This window comes from Marivivens donghaensis, assembly GCF_011806565.1.
In the GTDB taxonomy this organism is placed as follows: domain Bacteria; phylum Pseudomonadota; class Alphaproteobacteria; order Rhodobacterales; family Rhodobacteraceae; genus Marivivens; species Marivivens donghaensis_A.
In genome coordinates this window covers 109,462-123,328 of the sequence record NZ_JAATOP010000005.1, presented here as the reverse complement: position 1 = coordinate 123,328, position 13,867 = coordinate 109,462, and the positions used below count along the sequence as shown (strand labels likewise).

Below are 13,867 nucleotides of genomic sequence, written 5' to 3'. Positions count from 1 at the left end.
CTCTTGCTCCTGCAGCGAAGCCATAAGACAAGGGCGATATGGCTACTGGACGTCTGACAATCGATCTTTCCGCGCTGCTTTCCAACTGGCGTTCGCTTGATGCGATGACCGCCTGCGAAACCGGCGCTGTGGTAAAAGCAAACGCCTACGGGCTGGGGTCGGGCCGTGTGGCTGCGGCCCTTGCCGGCATGGGCGTCGCGAAGTTCTTCGTGGCAACGGTCGAAGAAGGCCGCCGCGTTCGCGAATCCGTAGGTCCGGAAAAGGACATCCACGTATTTTCGGGCCACATGCAGGGCGATACCGAAGCCATCCTGCAACTCAACCTGATCCCGATGCTGAATTCGGTCGATCAGTTGACGCGCCATTTCGAGGCCCTGCCCGGCCATCCGTTCGGCATCCAACTCGATACGGGCATGAACCGCCTCGGGATGGAGTGGGCCGAATGGGCCGCCGTCGCGTCGATCGCGATGCAGCAGCGCCCGCGCCTCATCATGTCCCACCTCGCTTGTGCGGACGAGCCCGATCATCCGATGAACGAGTACCAGCTCGGCGTCTTCCGCAAGATGACCGATGGAGTCGGCGTTCCGCGCTCGCTGTCCGCCACGGGCGGCATCCTGCTGGGCAAGGACTATCACTTCGATCTGACCCGTCCCGGTATCGGGATGTATGGCGGTATGCCGTTCGAGCAGGCCAAGCCGGTCGTTCACCTCGACCTGCCGGTCATTCAGGTGCGCGATCTGACCGAAGGCGAAGTCGTCGGCTACGGCAATTCGTGGCAGGCCAAGCGCGCCAGCCGCATCGCGACCGTTTCGGGCGGTTATGCCGACGGCATCATCCGTTCGATTTCCAACCGCGCGAAGTTCTGGCACGGCTCGACGCCCGTGCCGCTCGTTGGCCGCGTGTCGATGGACCTGATCACCGTAGACATCACCGACCTCGAAGAGACGCCGGATTACCTCAGCCTGCTTTGCCCGACGCAGACGGTCGACGATCTGGCCGAAATCGGCGGCACCATCGGGTACGAAATTCTGACATCACTGGGTGGGCGCTATCAGCGGCGCTTTATCGCGTCGTGATCATGAACGCCCTCCGCGCGGTTGGCCGCGCTGTCATCATGGCTCTGGCGATTATCGGGCGGGTGACGATTTTTGCGGCCGATACGATCAGCCACATGGTCCGTCCGCCGTTCTACTGGCGCGAATTCGGTGTGGCGATCATGCAAATCGGGTTCTATTCCCTGCCCGTCGTCGGCCTGACCGCGCTGTTTACTGGCGGTGCGCTTGCGCTCCAGATTTACTCGGGTGGTGCGCGTTTCAGTGCCGAAGCTGTTGTGCCGCAGATCGTTGCCATCGGTATGGTGCGTGAACTTGGTCCCGTTCTGGTCGGCCTGATGATCGCGGCGCGCGTGACCTCGTCGCTTGCCGCTGAAATCGCAACGATGCATGTGACCGAGCAGATCGACGCGCTGACTACCTTGTCCACTAATCCGGCAAAGTACCTCACCCTGCCCCGCGTGCTTGCGGCGACGCTGGTGATGCCGATCCTCGTGGGCATCGGCGACGTCATCGGCATCCTCGGCGGTTTCGTCGTCGGGACCGAGCGTCTGGGCTTCAATGCCGCGAACTACATCACCAACACGGTGAACTTCCTCGAATTCCACGATGTCGCGTCCTCGCTGATCAAAGGCGCGGCCTTCGGTTTCATCGCGGCGCTGATGGGCTGCTATTACGGCATGAACTCGGGCCGCGGCGCGCAGGGCGTGGGCCAAGCGACCAAACAGTCGGTCGTCGCCGCTGCCGTTCTGATCCTCGCTGCCAACTTCATCCTGACGGAGGCGTTCTTCTCCGCATGATACGTTTGAGCGAAGTCCAGAAGTCGTTCGGCAGCAATGCTGTCCTGCGCGGTGTGAACCTTGAGGTGGCCAAGGGTACTTCGACCGTCGTGATCGGTGGTTCGGGTACGGGCAAGTCTGTCCTGCTGAAGTGCATCCTCGGCCTCGTCACGCCCGACAGCGGCAGGATCGAGGTAGCGGGCAAGGACATCACGACCCAGCCACGCGACGAATTCCTCGCCCGTTTCGGGATGCTTTTTCAGGGCGGCGCGCTGTTTGACTCGCTTCCCGTCTGGCAAAACGTCGCTTTTCGCCTCTTGCGTGGAGAGCTGAAAAGACCCAAAGCAGAAGCCCGCGACATCGCCATCGAAAAGCTCCGCCGCGTGGGTCTGACGCCTGACGTGGCAGACCGTTTGCCCGCCGAATTGTCGGGCGGGATGCAGAAGCGCGTGAGCCTCGCCCGCGCGATTGCCGCGAACCCAGAGATCATTTTCTTTGACGAGCCGACCACCGGCCTCGATCCGATTATGTCCGGCGTTATCAACGACTTGATCCGCGAAATCGTGTCAGAGATGGGCGCAACCGCGATCACGATCACCCACGATATGTCCAGCGTCCGCGCCATCGCGGACCGCGTGGCGATGCTCCATAAAGGCAAGATCCGCTGGGAAGGCCCGATCTCCGAAATGGATGCGTCGAACGATCCCTACGTCGACCAGTTCATCCACGGCCGGGCCCACGGTCCGATCGAGACCGTTCGTTAAGAAGATAACTTTTCTTCAAATATTTTTGGAAACAGGCGAACCGCCACCCTACCATTCAATCATTAACGTTGTTTAATTGTTTGAGAGGCTGGCGATGGCGCAGCAATCGACTACTCGGTTTATCGTTCGCTGCTTGCACAGCTGTTCCTTCGGCATGTTGATTGTCATGAACGCCGTGACCATCGGATACGCCCTCCTCTGCGCGGCCCAGATCACCCCTTGGCTCACCCTTCCGCTGACATTCGGCGACGTGATCGTCACCAACGCGGGCATGTTGGTGCAGCTCGCGTTCACCTTGATCATGGCCTCGCTGCTGTTCTTCATTCCGACCAGCAAACGGGTGATGGACCTCGAAAAATCGCACCGCAAATTCGAGGTGAATATGGACGACGTGGCGCGGGCCTACCACGTCTGCCACACCGCTGATCGCGCTGGTGTTTTCACGCTCAGCAGCGAATTCGACGCGGTGCGCGAACGCCTCCATTATCTGCGAGACCATCCCGATCTGCGCACGATGGAAATGGACGTTCTGACCGTGGCATCGCAGATGGGCGAAAAGGCCCGCGAACTGGCTGATGTCTACGGTGACGAAAAGGTGAAGCGGGCCAAGGAGTTCCTTCGCCAACGTCAGGAAGAAGCCGAGCGCCATCAGGAGCAAATCGTTGATGCGATGCACATCTGTCGCGAGCTGCGCCAGTGGGCCGATCAGGTCGAGGCAGAAGAAACAGCAGTCGCCAGCCAGCTCGAAAAGCTCGACGGCGAATTGCAGAGCGTACTGCCGCACCTTGGTTATGGCTTCGAGCCGCCCGAGCCGGACCACAAGATCGTTCAAATGCCGATGAAACCGGCTGCCGAATAACCTTGCCCCTGCGGCGCTGCCCTGTCTTTGATGACGCATGGCACGCCGCACCCCTTCGATCCTGACCTACCTCAACCCCGCGCTCTTGGTCCTGTTTCCTGTCGCGTGGTTCGCGCCGCTCCTTCGGGCGGCGCTTTTGCCGTTGTTTTCAATGAAGGAAATCTCGGTCATCTCGGGCTTGCAGAGCCTTTGGGAAAGCGACGTCTACCTTGCCCTGCTCGTCACGTTCCTCGCCGTCTTCGCGCCGTTTATGAAGGCGCTCGGCATGGTGCTCATGGGTTTCGGCCTATTGGACAAAGCAGTGAAGCCCGTTCTATTCTGGCTGGCGAAACTGGCGATGGCGGACGTGTTCCTGCTGGCGCTTTATGTGGTCGTCGCGAAAGGCATCGGCGTCGGCCGGTTCGAGGTCGCGTGGGGGCTCTACCTCTTTACCGGCTGCGTGCTGGTTTCGGTCGCCACATCGATGGGAACAAAGCGGCGCTGATTTCCCGTTGCCGCCGCCCTGCCGATAGGCCACAACCTCCTCATGGCGAAAGAAAAAGCGTTTATCTGCTCCGAATGTGATGCGTCCTATTCCAAGTGGTCGGGTCGCTGCGAAACCTGCGGGGCATGGAACTCCATCCACGAACAAAAACCGCTGGCGACGGGCCACGGCTCCAAGAGCCTGTCGGGCAAGCGCGGCCAGCAGATCACACTGACGCACCTTGCGAACCAGGACCCCGAACCGCCCCGCACCGAAGCGGGCGTCGGCGAATTGGACCGCGTTCTGGGCGGCGGTCTGGTGAAGGCATCGGCCATTCTGGTCGGCGGCGATCCCGGCATCGGCAAATCGACCCTGCTGCTTCAAGCGGCGGCGCGGTTTGCGCGGAACGGGATGAAGGTCATCTATATTACGGGCGAAGAAAGCACCCAGCAGGTGCAGATGCGCGCGCGGCGGCTCGGGCTGGAGCAATCGCCCGTCATGCTCGCTGCCGAATCCAACCTGCGGGATATCGTCACGACGCTCGAAAAGGAGCAACCCGACCTCGTGATTATCGACTCGATCCAGACGATGTGGGCCGACACGGTCGATAGCGCGCCAGGATCGGTCAGTCAGGTTCGCGCTTCGGCGCACGAATTGACGACGTTTGCCAAAAAACAGGGCATCGCCACCATCATGGTCGGCCACGTGACCAAAGAAGGCTCGCTCGCCGGTCCGCGTGTGGTGGAGCACATGGTTGATACCGTCCTTTATTTCGAAGGTGAGCGCGGTCACCAGTTCCGCGTGCTGCGGGCGGTCAAGAACCGCTTCGGCCCGTCGGACGAGATCGGCGTGTTCGAGATGACGGGCAAGGGGCTGGCGGAGGTCAAAAACCCCTCGGCCCTGTTCCTGTCCGAACGCGGCCAGCCCACTCCGGGATCGGTGGTATTTGCGGGCATTGAAGGCACGCGCCCGATGCTGTGCGAAATTCAGGCGCTTGTCTCGCCCTCACCGACCCCGCAGGCGCGGCGGTCGGTCGTGGGCTGGGATGGCGGACGCCTCGCCATGATCCTCGCCGTGCTGGAATCGCGCTGCGGCGTCGCGTTCGCGGGGCTGGACGTCTACCTGAACGTGGCCGGCGGCCTGCGGATTACCGAGCCCGCCGCCGATCTGGCGGTCGCTGCGGCGCTGATTTCCGCTAGGGAAGACGCGGCTTTGCCAGCGGACTGCTGTCTTTTCGGCGAAATCGCCCTATCTGGGCAGCTTCGTCAGGTCGTACAAACCGAAAATCGGTTGAAAGAAGCGCAAAAACTTGGTTTCACGACGGCGATATTACCCCGCCTGCCTAAACGGGCGGCGGCACCGGACATGAATCTGCGGCAAGTGCAGGACGTGCTCGGATTTGTGACAGACGTTTTCGGCCCGCGAGAGGCAGGGGGATAAATAGAATATGGATAGCTTTACCGTCGTAGATGGGATCGTCGCCGCGGTTGTCGTGGTCTCTGCCCTTCTGGCGTACAGCCGCGGCATCGTCCGCGAAACGATGGCCATCGTGGGCTGGGTCGCAGCCGCAGTGGTCGCATTCACCTTTGCCGCCCCCGCCGGTGACGTTGTTGGCAACCTGCCGGTCGTCGGTGACCAGATCGACGGAAGCTGCGAGCTGAAGATCATCGCGGGCTTCGCGGTCGCCTTCGCCATCGCGCTGGCTGTCGTGTCGTTCTTCACGCCGCTCCTGTCGACCGTCGTGCGTAAAACCGCGCTCGACTCGATCGACCAGATCCTCGGCTTCCTCTTCGGTGTGGCCCGCGGCATCGTGCTCGTGGCTGTAGCGTTTTTCCTCTACAACACCATCCTGTCGAGCCAAGGCATCGCCGCTGTCGACAACAGCCGCGCGGCCGCTGTCTTCAACGACACCACCGACGACATTCAGGATCAGGATCCGAGCGCCGCTCTGGAGTGGCTGACCGCCCGTTACAACGAGCTTCTGCTCACCTGTGTGGCCGAGTAAGCCAAGTTCCTCGAAAAGTGTATGATAGTTTCGTGACACCAGCCCCCTGACCGACTATCAGGGGGCCGCAACCCATTCACGGATTCGGAGCCCTCCCTCGTGTCCAAGACGATGCCCCCTGCCCACCCTTTCGATGATGATAAACTGAAAGAGGAGTGCGGCATTTTCGGCGTAGTCGGTGTGTCCGACGCTGCTAACTTCATTGCCCTCGGCCTACACGCGCTTCAACACCGCGGACAGGAAGCGGGCGGGATCGTGACCTACGATCACGAACAAGGTTTTAACTCGGCCCGCCGCATGGGCTACGTTCGGGACAACTTCACCGATTCCGAAATTCTCAGGACCCTGCCCGGCAACGTCGGTATCGGCCACGTCCGTTATTCGACCGCGGGTAACAAGGGTCAGACCGCCATCCGCGACGTTCAGCCGTTCTTCGGCGAATTCTCGATGGGCGGCGCCGCGATTGCGCACAACGGCAACCTCACCAATGCCGAAGCCCTGCGCCGCGACCTGATCTCGCAAGGTGCGATCTTCCAGTCGAACTCTGACTCGGAATGCATCATCCACCTGATGGCCCGTTCGATGGGCAAGAATATCCCCGACCGTTTCGAAGAAGCGCTCCGCAAAGCCGAGGGCGCTTTTTCCGTTCTGGGCATGACACGCACCAAATTGATGGGTGTTCGTGACCCGCTGGGCGTTCGCCCGCTGGTGCTGGGTAAAGTCGGCGACGGTTGGGCGCTGGCGTCCGAAACCTGTGCGCTCGACATCATCGGTGCCGAGTTCGTTCGCGAAATCGAACCGGGCGAGATGGTCGTCATCTCCGCCAAGGACGGCGTGCAGAGCTTCTTCCCGTTCCGCCCGAAAAAGTCGCGCTTCTGCATCTTCGAGCACGTCTATTTCTCGCGTCCCGACTCGATCCTCGGTGGTCGTTCGGTCTACGAGACCCGCAGCCAGATCGGTGTCGAACTGGCCCGCGAAGCGCCTGTCGAAGCCGACCTCGTCTGCCCCGTGCCGGATTCGGGCACGCCCGCTGCGATCGGTTACAGTCAGGAAAGCGGCATTCCCTACGGTATGGGCATTATCCGCAACCAGTACATGGGCCGCACCTTCATCGAGCCGACCGATGCCATCCGCAACATGGGTGTACGTCTGAAGCTGAACGTGAACCGCGCCCTGATCGCAGGTAAGCGCATCATCCTCGTGGACGACTCGGTTGTGCGCGGCACCACCTCGCGCAAGATCAAGGACATGCTCCTCGACGCGGGCGCGGCAGAGGTGCACTTCCGCATCGCCTCCCCGCCGACCGCGTGGCCGTGCTTCTACGGTGTGGACACGCCGCAGCGTGAAAAGCTGCTGGCGGCGAACATGTCTGAAGACGAGATGTGCAAATACCTCGGCGTGGACAGCCTGCGCTTCATCTCGCTCGACGGTCTGTATCGCGCCGTTGGCGTGGCAGAGGGCCGCGATCCTGCGAATCCCGCGTACTGCGATGCCTGCTTCTCTGGCGACTATCCGGTCCCGCCCAGCGATATGCTCGACAAAGGCTTCAAGACCGCAGCCGAATAACTATCCGAACGAAGGGGTCCGCACGCGGGCCCCTTCTTCTTTGGAATAGGGACGATCGGCAGATTTTTGCAGCGATTGGCAGAAGTCTGCCAACATTGCTCTCCTCACATTTGTGTTGGTTTCATCCCGCCCGCAGCCGTGGCATCTGCTGCCTCGGACACTCAAGACGGGACAAATTCCATGACGACAGGCACGAACAGTGTCGTCGCGCAAGCGGCGACGCAGGCGGACGTTTTTTCCTACGACAATATCGCGCTGATCGGGACGTTCAGCGGGCCGAGCGGCAATGTGGCCGTGGTGCGGATGACGGATGGACACATCCAGCAACTCGCAGTCGGCGACCAGACGATCTACGGGCAGGTGACGCAGATCACCGAGCAGCAGGTTCTGTTCACGGCCAACGGCCAGTTGAGCGGAATTCAGATGCCGAACTAGCGGCATTGGACACGGGCGCTATTGCGCCCGTGTCCTCTTGGTGCCAAATGGGCTTATGACGCAAGATAATCGCCCCACCGCACTGATCACCGGCGCTTCGCGCGGACTTGGTTCTGCACTGGCCGAAGCACTGGCACCGACCCACCACATCATCGCTGTTGGCAAGACCACCGGCGCGCTTGAAGAACTGGACGACCGGATCAAAGCCGCGGGCGGACAGGCGACGCTTGCGCCGATGGACATCAACGTCGATGCGGCCATGCAGCAGCTTTGCCGTTCGATCTTTGATCGCTGGGGCAAACTGGACGTGTGGATGCACACGGCTGTTTTCGCGGCTCCGCTGTCCCCTGCCGGTCACATGCCTGCAAAGGACTTCGACAAGTCGGTTGAAACCAACATCAAATCGACTGCGCGCCTCATCAGCTACATCGCGCCTCTGCTCGGCGCCGATGGCCGCGCTGCGTTCTTTGACGATCCGCGCGCTGGCGAGGCGTTCTTTGGTGCATACGGCTCGACCAAGGCGGCACAGATCGCGATGGCGCGCAGCTGGCAGACCGAAAGCGTCAAGACCGGCCCGCATGTGCGCATCGTGACGCCCGATCCGATGCCGACCGCCGTGCGCGGCCGTTTCTTCCCTGGTGAAAACCGCGAAAAGCTGGCTAACATTCACGCGGAAGCTGCGCGCCTTCTGCCGCAAATTCTGGACTGATCCGGCACGGAATTTCCCCCATGTGGTCAGCACTTACGCATTGCGGCCACATCGGGGATTATTTGCAGTCCGTAAAGCTTGCCGCATGGCCTTCTCGTCCTTAGGAAAGGAGCAAAAGGGGGCCACATGCGCATTCTCATTACGAACGACGACGGCATCAACGCACCGGGGCTCGAAGTCCTGCAAGCCATCGCCGAAACCGTTGCCGGCCCGGATGGCGAGGTCTGGACCGTCGCACCCGCGTTCGAACAGTCGGGCGTCGGTCACTGCATCAGCTACACCCACCCCACTATGATCGCGAAGCTCGGCGAGCGCCGCTTTGCCGCCGAAGGCTCTCCTGCCGACTGCGTGCTGGCGGGGCTTTACGATGTGCTGAAAGACAACAAGCCCGATCTGGTGCTGTCCGGTGTGAACCGCGGCAATAATGCGGGCGAAAACGTGATGTACTCCGGCACCATCGGCGCGATCGTCGAGGCTGCACTGCAAGGCGTCAAAGGCATCGCAATGTCCCAGTTCTTCGGGGTGGAGAACAAAGACCTCGATCAGCCGTTCGAAGCCGCCGCTGCGCACGGCGCTGCCGTTGTGCAAAAGCTGCTCGACCACGGGACGTGGGACGACGAGGACTACCGCCTGTTCTACAACGTGAATTTCCCGCCGATCCCCGCCGCTGCCGTCAAAGGCACAAAGGTCGTCAAGCAGGGCTTCCGCCGTGGCACGTCCTTCTCGGCCGAGCCTGCCGTAGCGCCTTCGGGCCGCCGCTTCATGTGGGTTCGCGGCGGTAACCAGCAGGTCCGCACCCTGCCCGGCACCGATGTCGAAGCGAATCTGGACGGCTATATCTCGGTCACGCCGATGCGCGCCGAACTGACCGCACATGACGCGATGGCCGAACTGGAAAAGGCACTCGCGTGACATTCGACGCCGAAACCAAAATGCAGTTCGTCTATGCCCTCCGCTCCAAGGGGGTCACTGACGGACGCGTTTTGACGGCGATGGAAAAAGTCGACCGCGCCAAGTTCGTGCGCGGTATCTTTGCGGATCGCGCCTACGACGACATGCCGCTGCCGATCAGTTCGGGCCAGACGATCAGTCAACCGAGCGTCGTCGGCCTCATGACGCAGGCGCTTCAGGTATCGAACCGCGACAAGGTGCTCGAGATCGGCACGGGCTCCGGCTATCAGGCCGCGATCCTCAGCCACCTTGCCCGCCGCGTCTACACGATCGACCGTTATCGCAGGATCGTGAGCGAGGCGCGCGGCGTCTTCGAAGAGCTCGATCTGGGCAATATCATCCCGTTTGCGGGCGATGGCAGCTACGGTTTGCCCGAACACGCGCCATTTGACCGCATACTTGTGACCGCCGCGGCCGAAGATCCGCCGCCGCTGCTCTTGGCCCAGCTGCGTGTTGGGGGTATCATGGTGGTGCCGGTCGGCCAGTCCGACGCGGTGCAGAACCTGATCCGCGTGACGCGGACAGACACAGGCTACGAATACGACGAACTCCGTCAGGTCCGCTTTGTCCCGCTAGTCGAGGGCATGGGCGACTAAACCGAAAAGCCCCGGAAAACGGGGTTGAGAACGAGGATCGAGTGAAATGCGAGTGACTTCTTTTGGTCCCCTGCTCCTCTCCGGCTGCGCCATGCTGGCGTTGACCGCATGTAATGAACCGCTGGACTTTGACATGCGCGATCTGGGCGGCAAAAGCTCGGCGTTCGACACATCGTCCGCCGCCCGCAACATCGGCGCACGTCCCGAGCCGGACGCAAACGGCCTCATCAGCTATCCGACCTATCAGGTGGCCGTCGCGCAGCGCGGCGACACCGTGCAGCAGGTCGCTGACCGCCTCGGTATCGATGCCGTTGCGCTTGCAAGCTACAACGGCGTGACCCCCGCGACCGTCATGCGCCGCGACGAACTGCTCGCGATCCCGAGCAGTCAGACCGTCCGCGCAGGCGCAGGTGCGAGCACCGTGATTGCTGGCGATAGCGTTGATGTGACGACCCTCGCCGCTTCCGCCATCGACCGTGCAGGCCCGCAGACCGTGACCCCGACCACGCAGCCGAGCGGTATGCCCGCCGCCGCGCCTGACGTTGTCGCACCGAGCGACGAGCCGATCCGTCACCAAGTCAAGCGCGGCGAAACCGCCTATTCGATCGCCCGCCTGTATAACGTGCCGGTGCGTGCTGTGGCCGAGTGGAACTCGCTGGATTCGAACCTGTCGGTCCGCGAAGGCCAGTTCCTGCTTGTCCCGCAGGGCGACGACATTCCGGCAACGACCGCCGCTGCCGAAGCTCCCGGTGCAGGCAGCGCAACGCCCGTCCCGCCGTCGGCTTCGGCTCCGTTGCCGGAGGAAAGCCCGATTGCGACCGCTCCAGCGGCCAGCGCACCTGCGCCCGTCGAGAGCCCCGATCTGGGCAACACCTCGACCCAAGCAAGCTCTGACGCGCCGCTGCTGATGCCGGTGCGCGGTACCATCGTGCGCACGTTCAGCGCGGGCACGAACGAAGGTATCGACATCCAGTCGACCGCTGGCGCCGAAGTCGTCGCTGCCGCTTCCGGTACGATTGCCGCGATTTCGAAGGATACGTCTGGCAACGCGGTTGTGGTCGTGCGCCACGCCACCGATCTGCTGACGGTCTACACCAACCTCGACAACCTCGCGATCACCGAAAAGCAGGACGTGTCGAAGGGCCAGAAGCTGGGCGAGGTCCGCTCGAACGACACGCCGGTGGTCCACTTCGAGGTGCGCCTCTCGGGTATGAAGGCCGCGAACCCCGAAGATTACCTTCCTTAAAAGACAAAGGGCGGGGATTTCCCCGCCCTTCTTTATTTCAGCGTGACGCCTTTGCGGCCCGCGAGGTCGGTGAAGTACTGCCACGCCACACGGCCCGATCTGCTGCCGCGCGTTGCCTGCCATTCGATGGCCTCGGCGCGGAGCGTTTCGTCGTCGATCTCCACCCCGTGGTGATCGCAATAGCCGCGGATCATCGACAAGTATTCGTCCTGATCGCAAGGATGGAAGCCGAGCCATAGGCCGAAACGGTCGGACAGCGACACCTTTTCCTCGACCGCTTCGGCGGGATTGATGGCCGACGAGCGTTCGTTCTCGATCATATCGCGCGGCATCAGGTGGCGGCGGTTGGACGTCGCGTAGAGCACGACGTTATCCGGACGCCCTTCGATACCGCCGTCAAGAACGGCCTTGAGCGACTTGTAATGCGCGTCATCGTGGCTGAACGACAGGTCATCGCAGAACAGGATAAACCGCTCGGGACGGCCCCGCAGCAGGTTGAGGCAACGGCCAATACTCGGCAGATCCTCGCGCTGGATCTCGACGATCTTGAGGCCCTTCTGCTCTGCCGCAACTTTGCCGTGGATGGCTTTGACAAGGCTGGATTTTCCCATGCCGCGCGCACCCCAGAGAAGCGCGTTGTTGGCGGGCAGACCCTTGGCGAATTGTACGGTGTTCGCCAGCAGCGTATCGCGCGAACGGTTCACACCGACCAGCAGCGACACATCCACGCGGCTGACCTTTTCAACGGGTGTCAGGCGGTCCGGTGCGGTCTGCCAGACGAATGCCTCGGCATCGAACGCCGGAGCGCCGAGAGGCGCCGGAGCCATACGCTCCAACGCCTCTGCAATACGGTTCAGTTCTTCGGTATTCACTCTTCTTCCTCGTCCTCGACCCAGAGTCCTTCGGCCTTGAGTTTCGAGATGCGCTTCTTCTCGACGCGGGCGACAAGCTGGATCGAAATTTCATAGAGGCCGTAGACCACCGTGAAGAGCACGATCTGGCTGATGACGTCCGGCGGGGTCGCCAGAGCGGCAAGTACCAAAATGCCGACCATCGCGTATTTCCGCACGCCGCGCAGACCGTCAGCCGACACCAGACCCGCTTTGCCCATCAGCGTGAGCAGAACCGGCAGCTGGAAACAAAGACCGAACGCCACAATGAATTTGATCGTCAGCGACAGGTACGACTGCGCCGAGCCGAGGAAGTCGATGCCCGCCGTGTCGGCGCCAGCGATCTCCCCGCTCGATTGCTGGAAGCCGAGGAAGAACGTGAAGGCCATCGGCGTAATCACGTAATAGGCAAACGCAGCGCCCAGCAGGAACATGACCGGCGAAGCGATCAAGAACGGCAGAAACGCGTTCTTTTCGGACTTGTAGAGGCCCGGCGCCACGAAGCGCCACATCTGGTAGCTGATGACGGGGAACGCGAGGAACAGACCGCCCAGCAGCGAGATGGACACCGCAACGAAGAAGCCTTCTTGCAGGGCGATCATCACGAGGCCACAGCTTTCCTGCCCATCGACTTCGAGCGCGCTACACAGCGGCGCGGTCAGGAAGTCGAAAATCGGTTTCCAGACGGTAAAGCAGATCAGCATCGCCACGACGAACGCGCCGAGCGAGCGGATCAGACGCGTGCGCAGTTCGGCGAGGTGTTCGATCAGCGGTGCAGAGGAGTCTTCGATTTCGTCAGCGTTGCTCATTCACCTGCCTCGGTCTTTTTCTGCGGCGGGGCTTCGGGCGTGTCGAAATCGTCAAAGTCTGCCAGATCCTCGTCCGCTTCGCTTGCGGCGGCTTCACGGGCCTGACGGTCCTCGGCTGCCTTTGCCATTGCCGCGTTCATCTTTTCCTTGGTCTCCTGCCGCTCGGGGCTCAGAGGTTCGGGTGCGGTGAACGTTTTCTTTGCCTGATCAAGCCCGAACTTGCCGGGGTTCGTTGCAGCCTTCAAAGTCTGGTTGGTCGACTTCAAAGTATTGCTGATGTCTTTAAGTTGGGTTTGGTCGGCAGCCTGATCCATCGCGCGGGAAAATTCCCGCGCCATGCCTTTGGCTTTGCCGACGTACTGGCCAACTGTGCGGAACAGGTTCGGCAGTTCTTCCGGTCCCACAACAATGAGAGCGACGATCCCGACGAGGATCATCTCGCTCCAGCCCATGCCAAACATATCGGCTGTCCTTAACTAGCGAAAATCAGACTTTTTCGTTCTCGGGGGTCACGTCCTTGGCTTCGGCAGCCTTCTGCGACTCGACCTCGTCCTGGCCTTCGCTGATACCCTTCTTGAACGAAGTGATACCCTTGCCGACTTCGCCCATGACCGACGAAATCTTGCCGCGACCGAAGAGCACGAGCACGACGACTGCGATGAGGATGATGCCCATGGGGCCGATGTTGTTGAGCATAGTTCTGTCTCCCGTTCCCGGAGCCGCCCATCGGCGCTCCTGATGTA

Annotated in this window: 17 protein-coding genes; 13 read left to right on the top strand and 4 right to left on the bottom strand. The window is 61.6% G+C overall.

All coding sequences use genetic code 11. From position 1 onward, the window contains the following. Positions 1-38: 38 nt before the first annotated feature. The 13 genes from alr to HCZ30_RS09055 all read left to right on the top strand — a co-directional run bounded on the left by alr (position 39) and on the right by HCZ30_RS09055 (position 11,425). Positions 39-1,076 (top strand): alanine racemase, encoded by a 1,038-nt coding sequence (alr, locus tag HCZ30_RS09115; RefSeq protein WP_167637975.1) that lies wholly within the window; start codon positions 39-41, stop codon positions 1,074-1,076. Between the two features lie 2 nt (positions 1,077-1,078). Next, the gene (locus HCZ30_RS09110; RefSeq protein WP_175581005.1) at positions 1,079-1,852 is read left to right on the top strand and encodes an MlaE family ABC transporter permease; all 774 of its coding nucleotides are present in this window, start codon (positions 1,079-1,081) and stop codon (positions 1,850-1,852) included. Continuing rightward, entirely contained in the window at positions 1,849-2,595 is a 747-nt protein-coding gene (locus HCZ30_RS09105; protein WP_167637974.1) for an ABC transporter ATP-binding protein, read from the top strand. The genes HCZ30_RS09110 and HCZ30_RS09105 overlap by 4 nt, the downstream gene beginning before the upstream one ends. A 166-nt stretch (positions 2,596-2,761) precedes the next feature. Then, complete coding sequence (locus HCZ30_RS09100; protein WP_246212699.1) at positions 2,762-3,454, top strand: DNA repair protein; 693 nt, start codon at positions 2,762-2,764, stop codon at positions 3,452-3,454. Positions 3,455-3,491: 37 nt separating this feature from the next. Continuing rightward, a complete protein-coding gene (locus tag HCZ30_RS09095) occupies positions 3,492-3,938 on the top strand; it encodes a paraquat-inducible protein A (RefSeq protein ID WP_167637972.1) in 447 nt (148 codons plus the stop codon). A gap of 42 nt (positions 3,939-3,980) precedes the next feature. Then, entirely contained in the window at positions 3,981-5,357 is a 1,377-nt protein-coding gene (gene radA / locus HCZ30_RS09090; protein ID WP_167637971.1) for a DNA repair protein RadA, read from the top strand. Between the two features lie 7 nt (positions 5,358-5,364). Then, on the top strand, positions 5,365-5,922 hold the full coding sequence (locus HCZ30_RS09085) for a CvpA family protein (RefSeq protein ID WP_167637970.1): 558 nt from the start codon (positions 5,365-5,367) through the stop codon (positions 5,920-5,922). 111 nt (positions 5,923-6,033) lie between these two features. Next, positions 6,034-7,488, top strand: coding sequence for an amidophosphoribosyltransferase (purF, locus tag HCZ30_RS09080; RefSeq protein ID WP_167638132.1), 1,455 nt, complete (start codon positions 6,034-6,036; stop codon positions 7,486-7,488). Positions 7,489-7,668: 180 nt separating this feature from the next. Beyond that, positions 7,669-7,923 (top strand): pilus assembly protein PilP, encoded by a 255-nt coding sequence (locus HCZ30_RS09075; protein WP_167637969.1) that lies wholly within the window; start codon positions 7,669-7,671, stop codon positions 7,921-7,923. A 55-nt stretch (positions 7,924-7,978) separates the two neighbouring features. Further along, positions 7,979-8,632, top strand: coding sequence for an SDR family NAD(P)-dependent oxidoreductase (locus HCZ30_RS09070; protein WP_167637968.1), 654 nt, complete (start codon positions 7,979-7,981; stop codon positions 8,630-8,632). A gap of 126 nt (positions 8,633-8,758) precedes the next feature. Further along, positions 8,759-9,544: a 5'/3'-nucleotidase SurE gene (gene surE / locus HCZ30_RS09065; protein WP_167637967.1), complete on the top strand. Its 786-nt coding sequence runs from the start codon at positions 8,759-8,761 to the stop codon at positions 9,542-9,544. After that, positions 9,541-10,179 (top strand): protein-L-isoaspartate(D-aspartate) O-methyltransferase, encoded by a 639-nt coding sequence (locus HCZ30_RS09060; RefSeq protein ID WP_348640366.1) that lies wholly within the window; start codon positions 9,541-9,543, stop codon positions 10,177-10,179. Before surE ends, HCZ30_RS09060 begins: the two co-directional genes overlap by 4 nt. A gap of 46 nt (positions 10,180-10,225) precedes the next feature. Continuing rightward, positions 10,226-11,425 carry a peptidoglycan DD-metalloendopeptidase family protein gene (locus HCZ30_RS09055; protein ID WP_167637966.1) on the top strand — a complete coding sequence of 400 codons (1,200 nt, stop codon included), beginning with the start codon at positions 10,226-10,228 and terminating at the stop codon, positions 11,423-11,425. Positions 11,426-11,457: 32 nt separating this feature from the next. Here the strand turns inward: HCZ30_RS09055 and HCZ30_RS09050 are convergent, their stop codons facing one another. From HCZ30_RS09050 to tatA, 4 genes are read right to left on the bottom strand one after another with little or no spacing between them, the layout of a single operon-like run. Continuing rightward, positions 11,458-12,252 carry an ATP-binding protein gene (locus HCZ30_RS09050; RefSeq protein ID WP_167638130.1) on the bottom strand — a complete coding sequence of 265 codons (795 nt, stop codon included), beginning with the start codon at positions 12,250-12,252 and terminating at the stop codon, positions 11,458-11,460. A gap of 41 nt (positions 12,253-12,293) precedes the next feature. Beyond that, a complete protein-coding gene (gene tatC / locus HCZ30_RS09045; RefSeq protein ID WP_167637965.1) occupies positions 12,294-13,124 on the bottom strand; it encodes a twin-arginine translocase subunit TatC in 831 nt (276 codons plus the stop codon). Then, complete coding sequence (tatB, locus tag HCZ30_RS09040) at positions 13,121-13,585, bottom strand: Sec-independent protein translocase protein TatB (RefSeq protein ID WP_167637964.1); 465 nt, start codon at positions 13,583-13,585, stop codon at positions 13,121-13,123. Before tatB ends, tatC begins: the two co-directional genes overlap by 4 nt. Positions 13,586-13,610: 25 nt before the next feature. Beyond that, entirely contained in the window at positions 13,611-13,820 is a 210-nt protein-coding gene (gene tatA / locus HCZ30_RS09035) for a twin-arginine translocase TatA/TatE family subunit (protein ID WP_167637963.1), read from the bottom strand. Between the last annotated feature and the right edge of the window lie 47 nt (positions 13,821-13,867).

Bases quoted from the DNA above. Each gene is read 5' to 3' on its own strand.
- alr (WP_167637975.1), top strand. From the start codon at position 39: ATGGCTACTGGACGTCTGACAATCGATCTTTCCGCGCTGCTTTCCAAC.
- HCZ30_RS09110 (WP_175581005.1), top strand. From the start codon at position 1,079: ATGAACGCCCTCCGCGCGGTTGGCCGCGCTGTCATCATGGCTCTGGCG.
- HCZ30_RS09105 (WP_167637974.1), top strand. From the start codon at position 1,849: ATGATACGTTTGAGCGAAGTCCAGAAGTCGTTCGGCAGCAATGCTGTC.
- HCZ30_RS09100 (WP_246212699.1), top strand. From the start codon at position 2,762: ATGAACGCCGTGACCATCGGATACGCCCTCCTCTGCGCGGCCCAGATC.
- HCZ30_RS09095 (WP_167637972.1), top strand. From the start codon at position 3,492: ATGGCACGCCGCACCCCTTCGATCCTGACCTACCTCAACCCCGCGCTC.
- radA (WP_167637971.1), top strand. From the start codon at position 3,981: ATGGCGAAAGAAAAAGCGTTTATCTGCTCCGAATGTGATGCGTCCTAT.
- HCZ30_RS09085 (WP_167637970.1), top strand. From the start codon at position 5,365: ATGGATAGCTTTACCGTCGTAGATGGGATCGTCGCCGCGGTTGTCGTG.
- purF (WP_167638132.1), top strand. From the start codon at position 6,034: ATGCCCCCTGCCCACCCTTTCGATGATGATAAACTGAAAGAGGAGTGC.
- HCZ30_RS09075 (WP_167637969.1), top strand. From the start codon at position 7,669: ATGACGACAGGCACGAACAGTGTCGTCGCGCAAGCGGCGACGCAGGCG.
- HCZ30_RS09070 (WP_167637968.1), top strand. From the start codon at position 7,979: ATGACGCAAGATAATCGCCCCACCGCACTGATCACCGGCGCTTCGCGC.
- surE (WP_167637967.1), top strand. From the start codon at position 8,759: ATGCGCATTCTCATTACGAACGACGACGGCATCAACGCACCGGGGCTC.
- HCZ30_RS09055 (WP_167637966.1), top strand. From the start codon at position 10,226: ATGCGAGTGACTTCTTTTGGTCCCCTGCTCCTCTCCGGCTGCGCCATG.
- HCZ30_RS09050 (WP_167638130.1), bottom strand. From the start codon at position 12,252: ATGGCTCCGGCGCCTCTCGGCGCTCCGGCGTTCGATGCCGAGGCATTC.
- tatC (WP_167637965.1), bottom strand. From the start codon at position 13,124: ATGAGCAACGCTGACGAAATCGAAGACTCCTCTGCACCGCTGATCGAA.
- tatB (WP_167637964.1), bottom strand. From the start codon at position 13,585: ATGTTTGGCATGGGCTGGAGCGAGATGATCCTCGTCGGGATCGTCGCT.
- tatA (WP_167637963.1), bottom strand. From the start codon at position 13,820: ATGCTCAACAACATCGGCCCCATGGGCATCATCCTCATCGCAGTCGTC.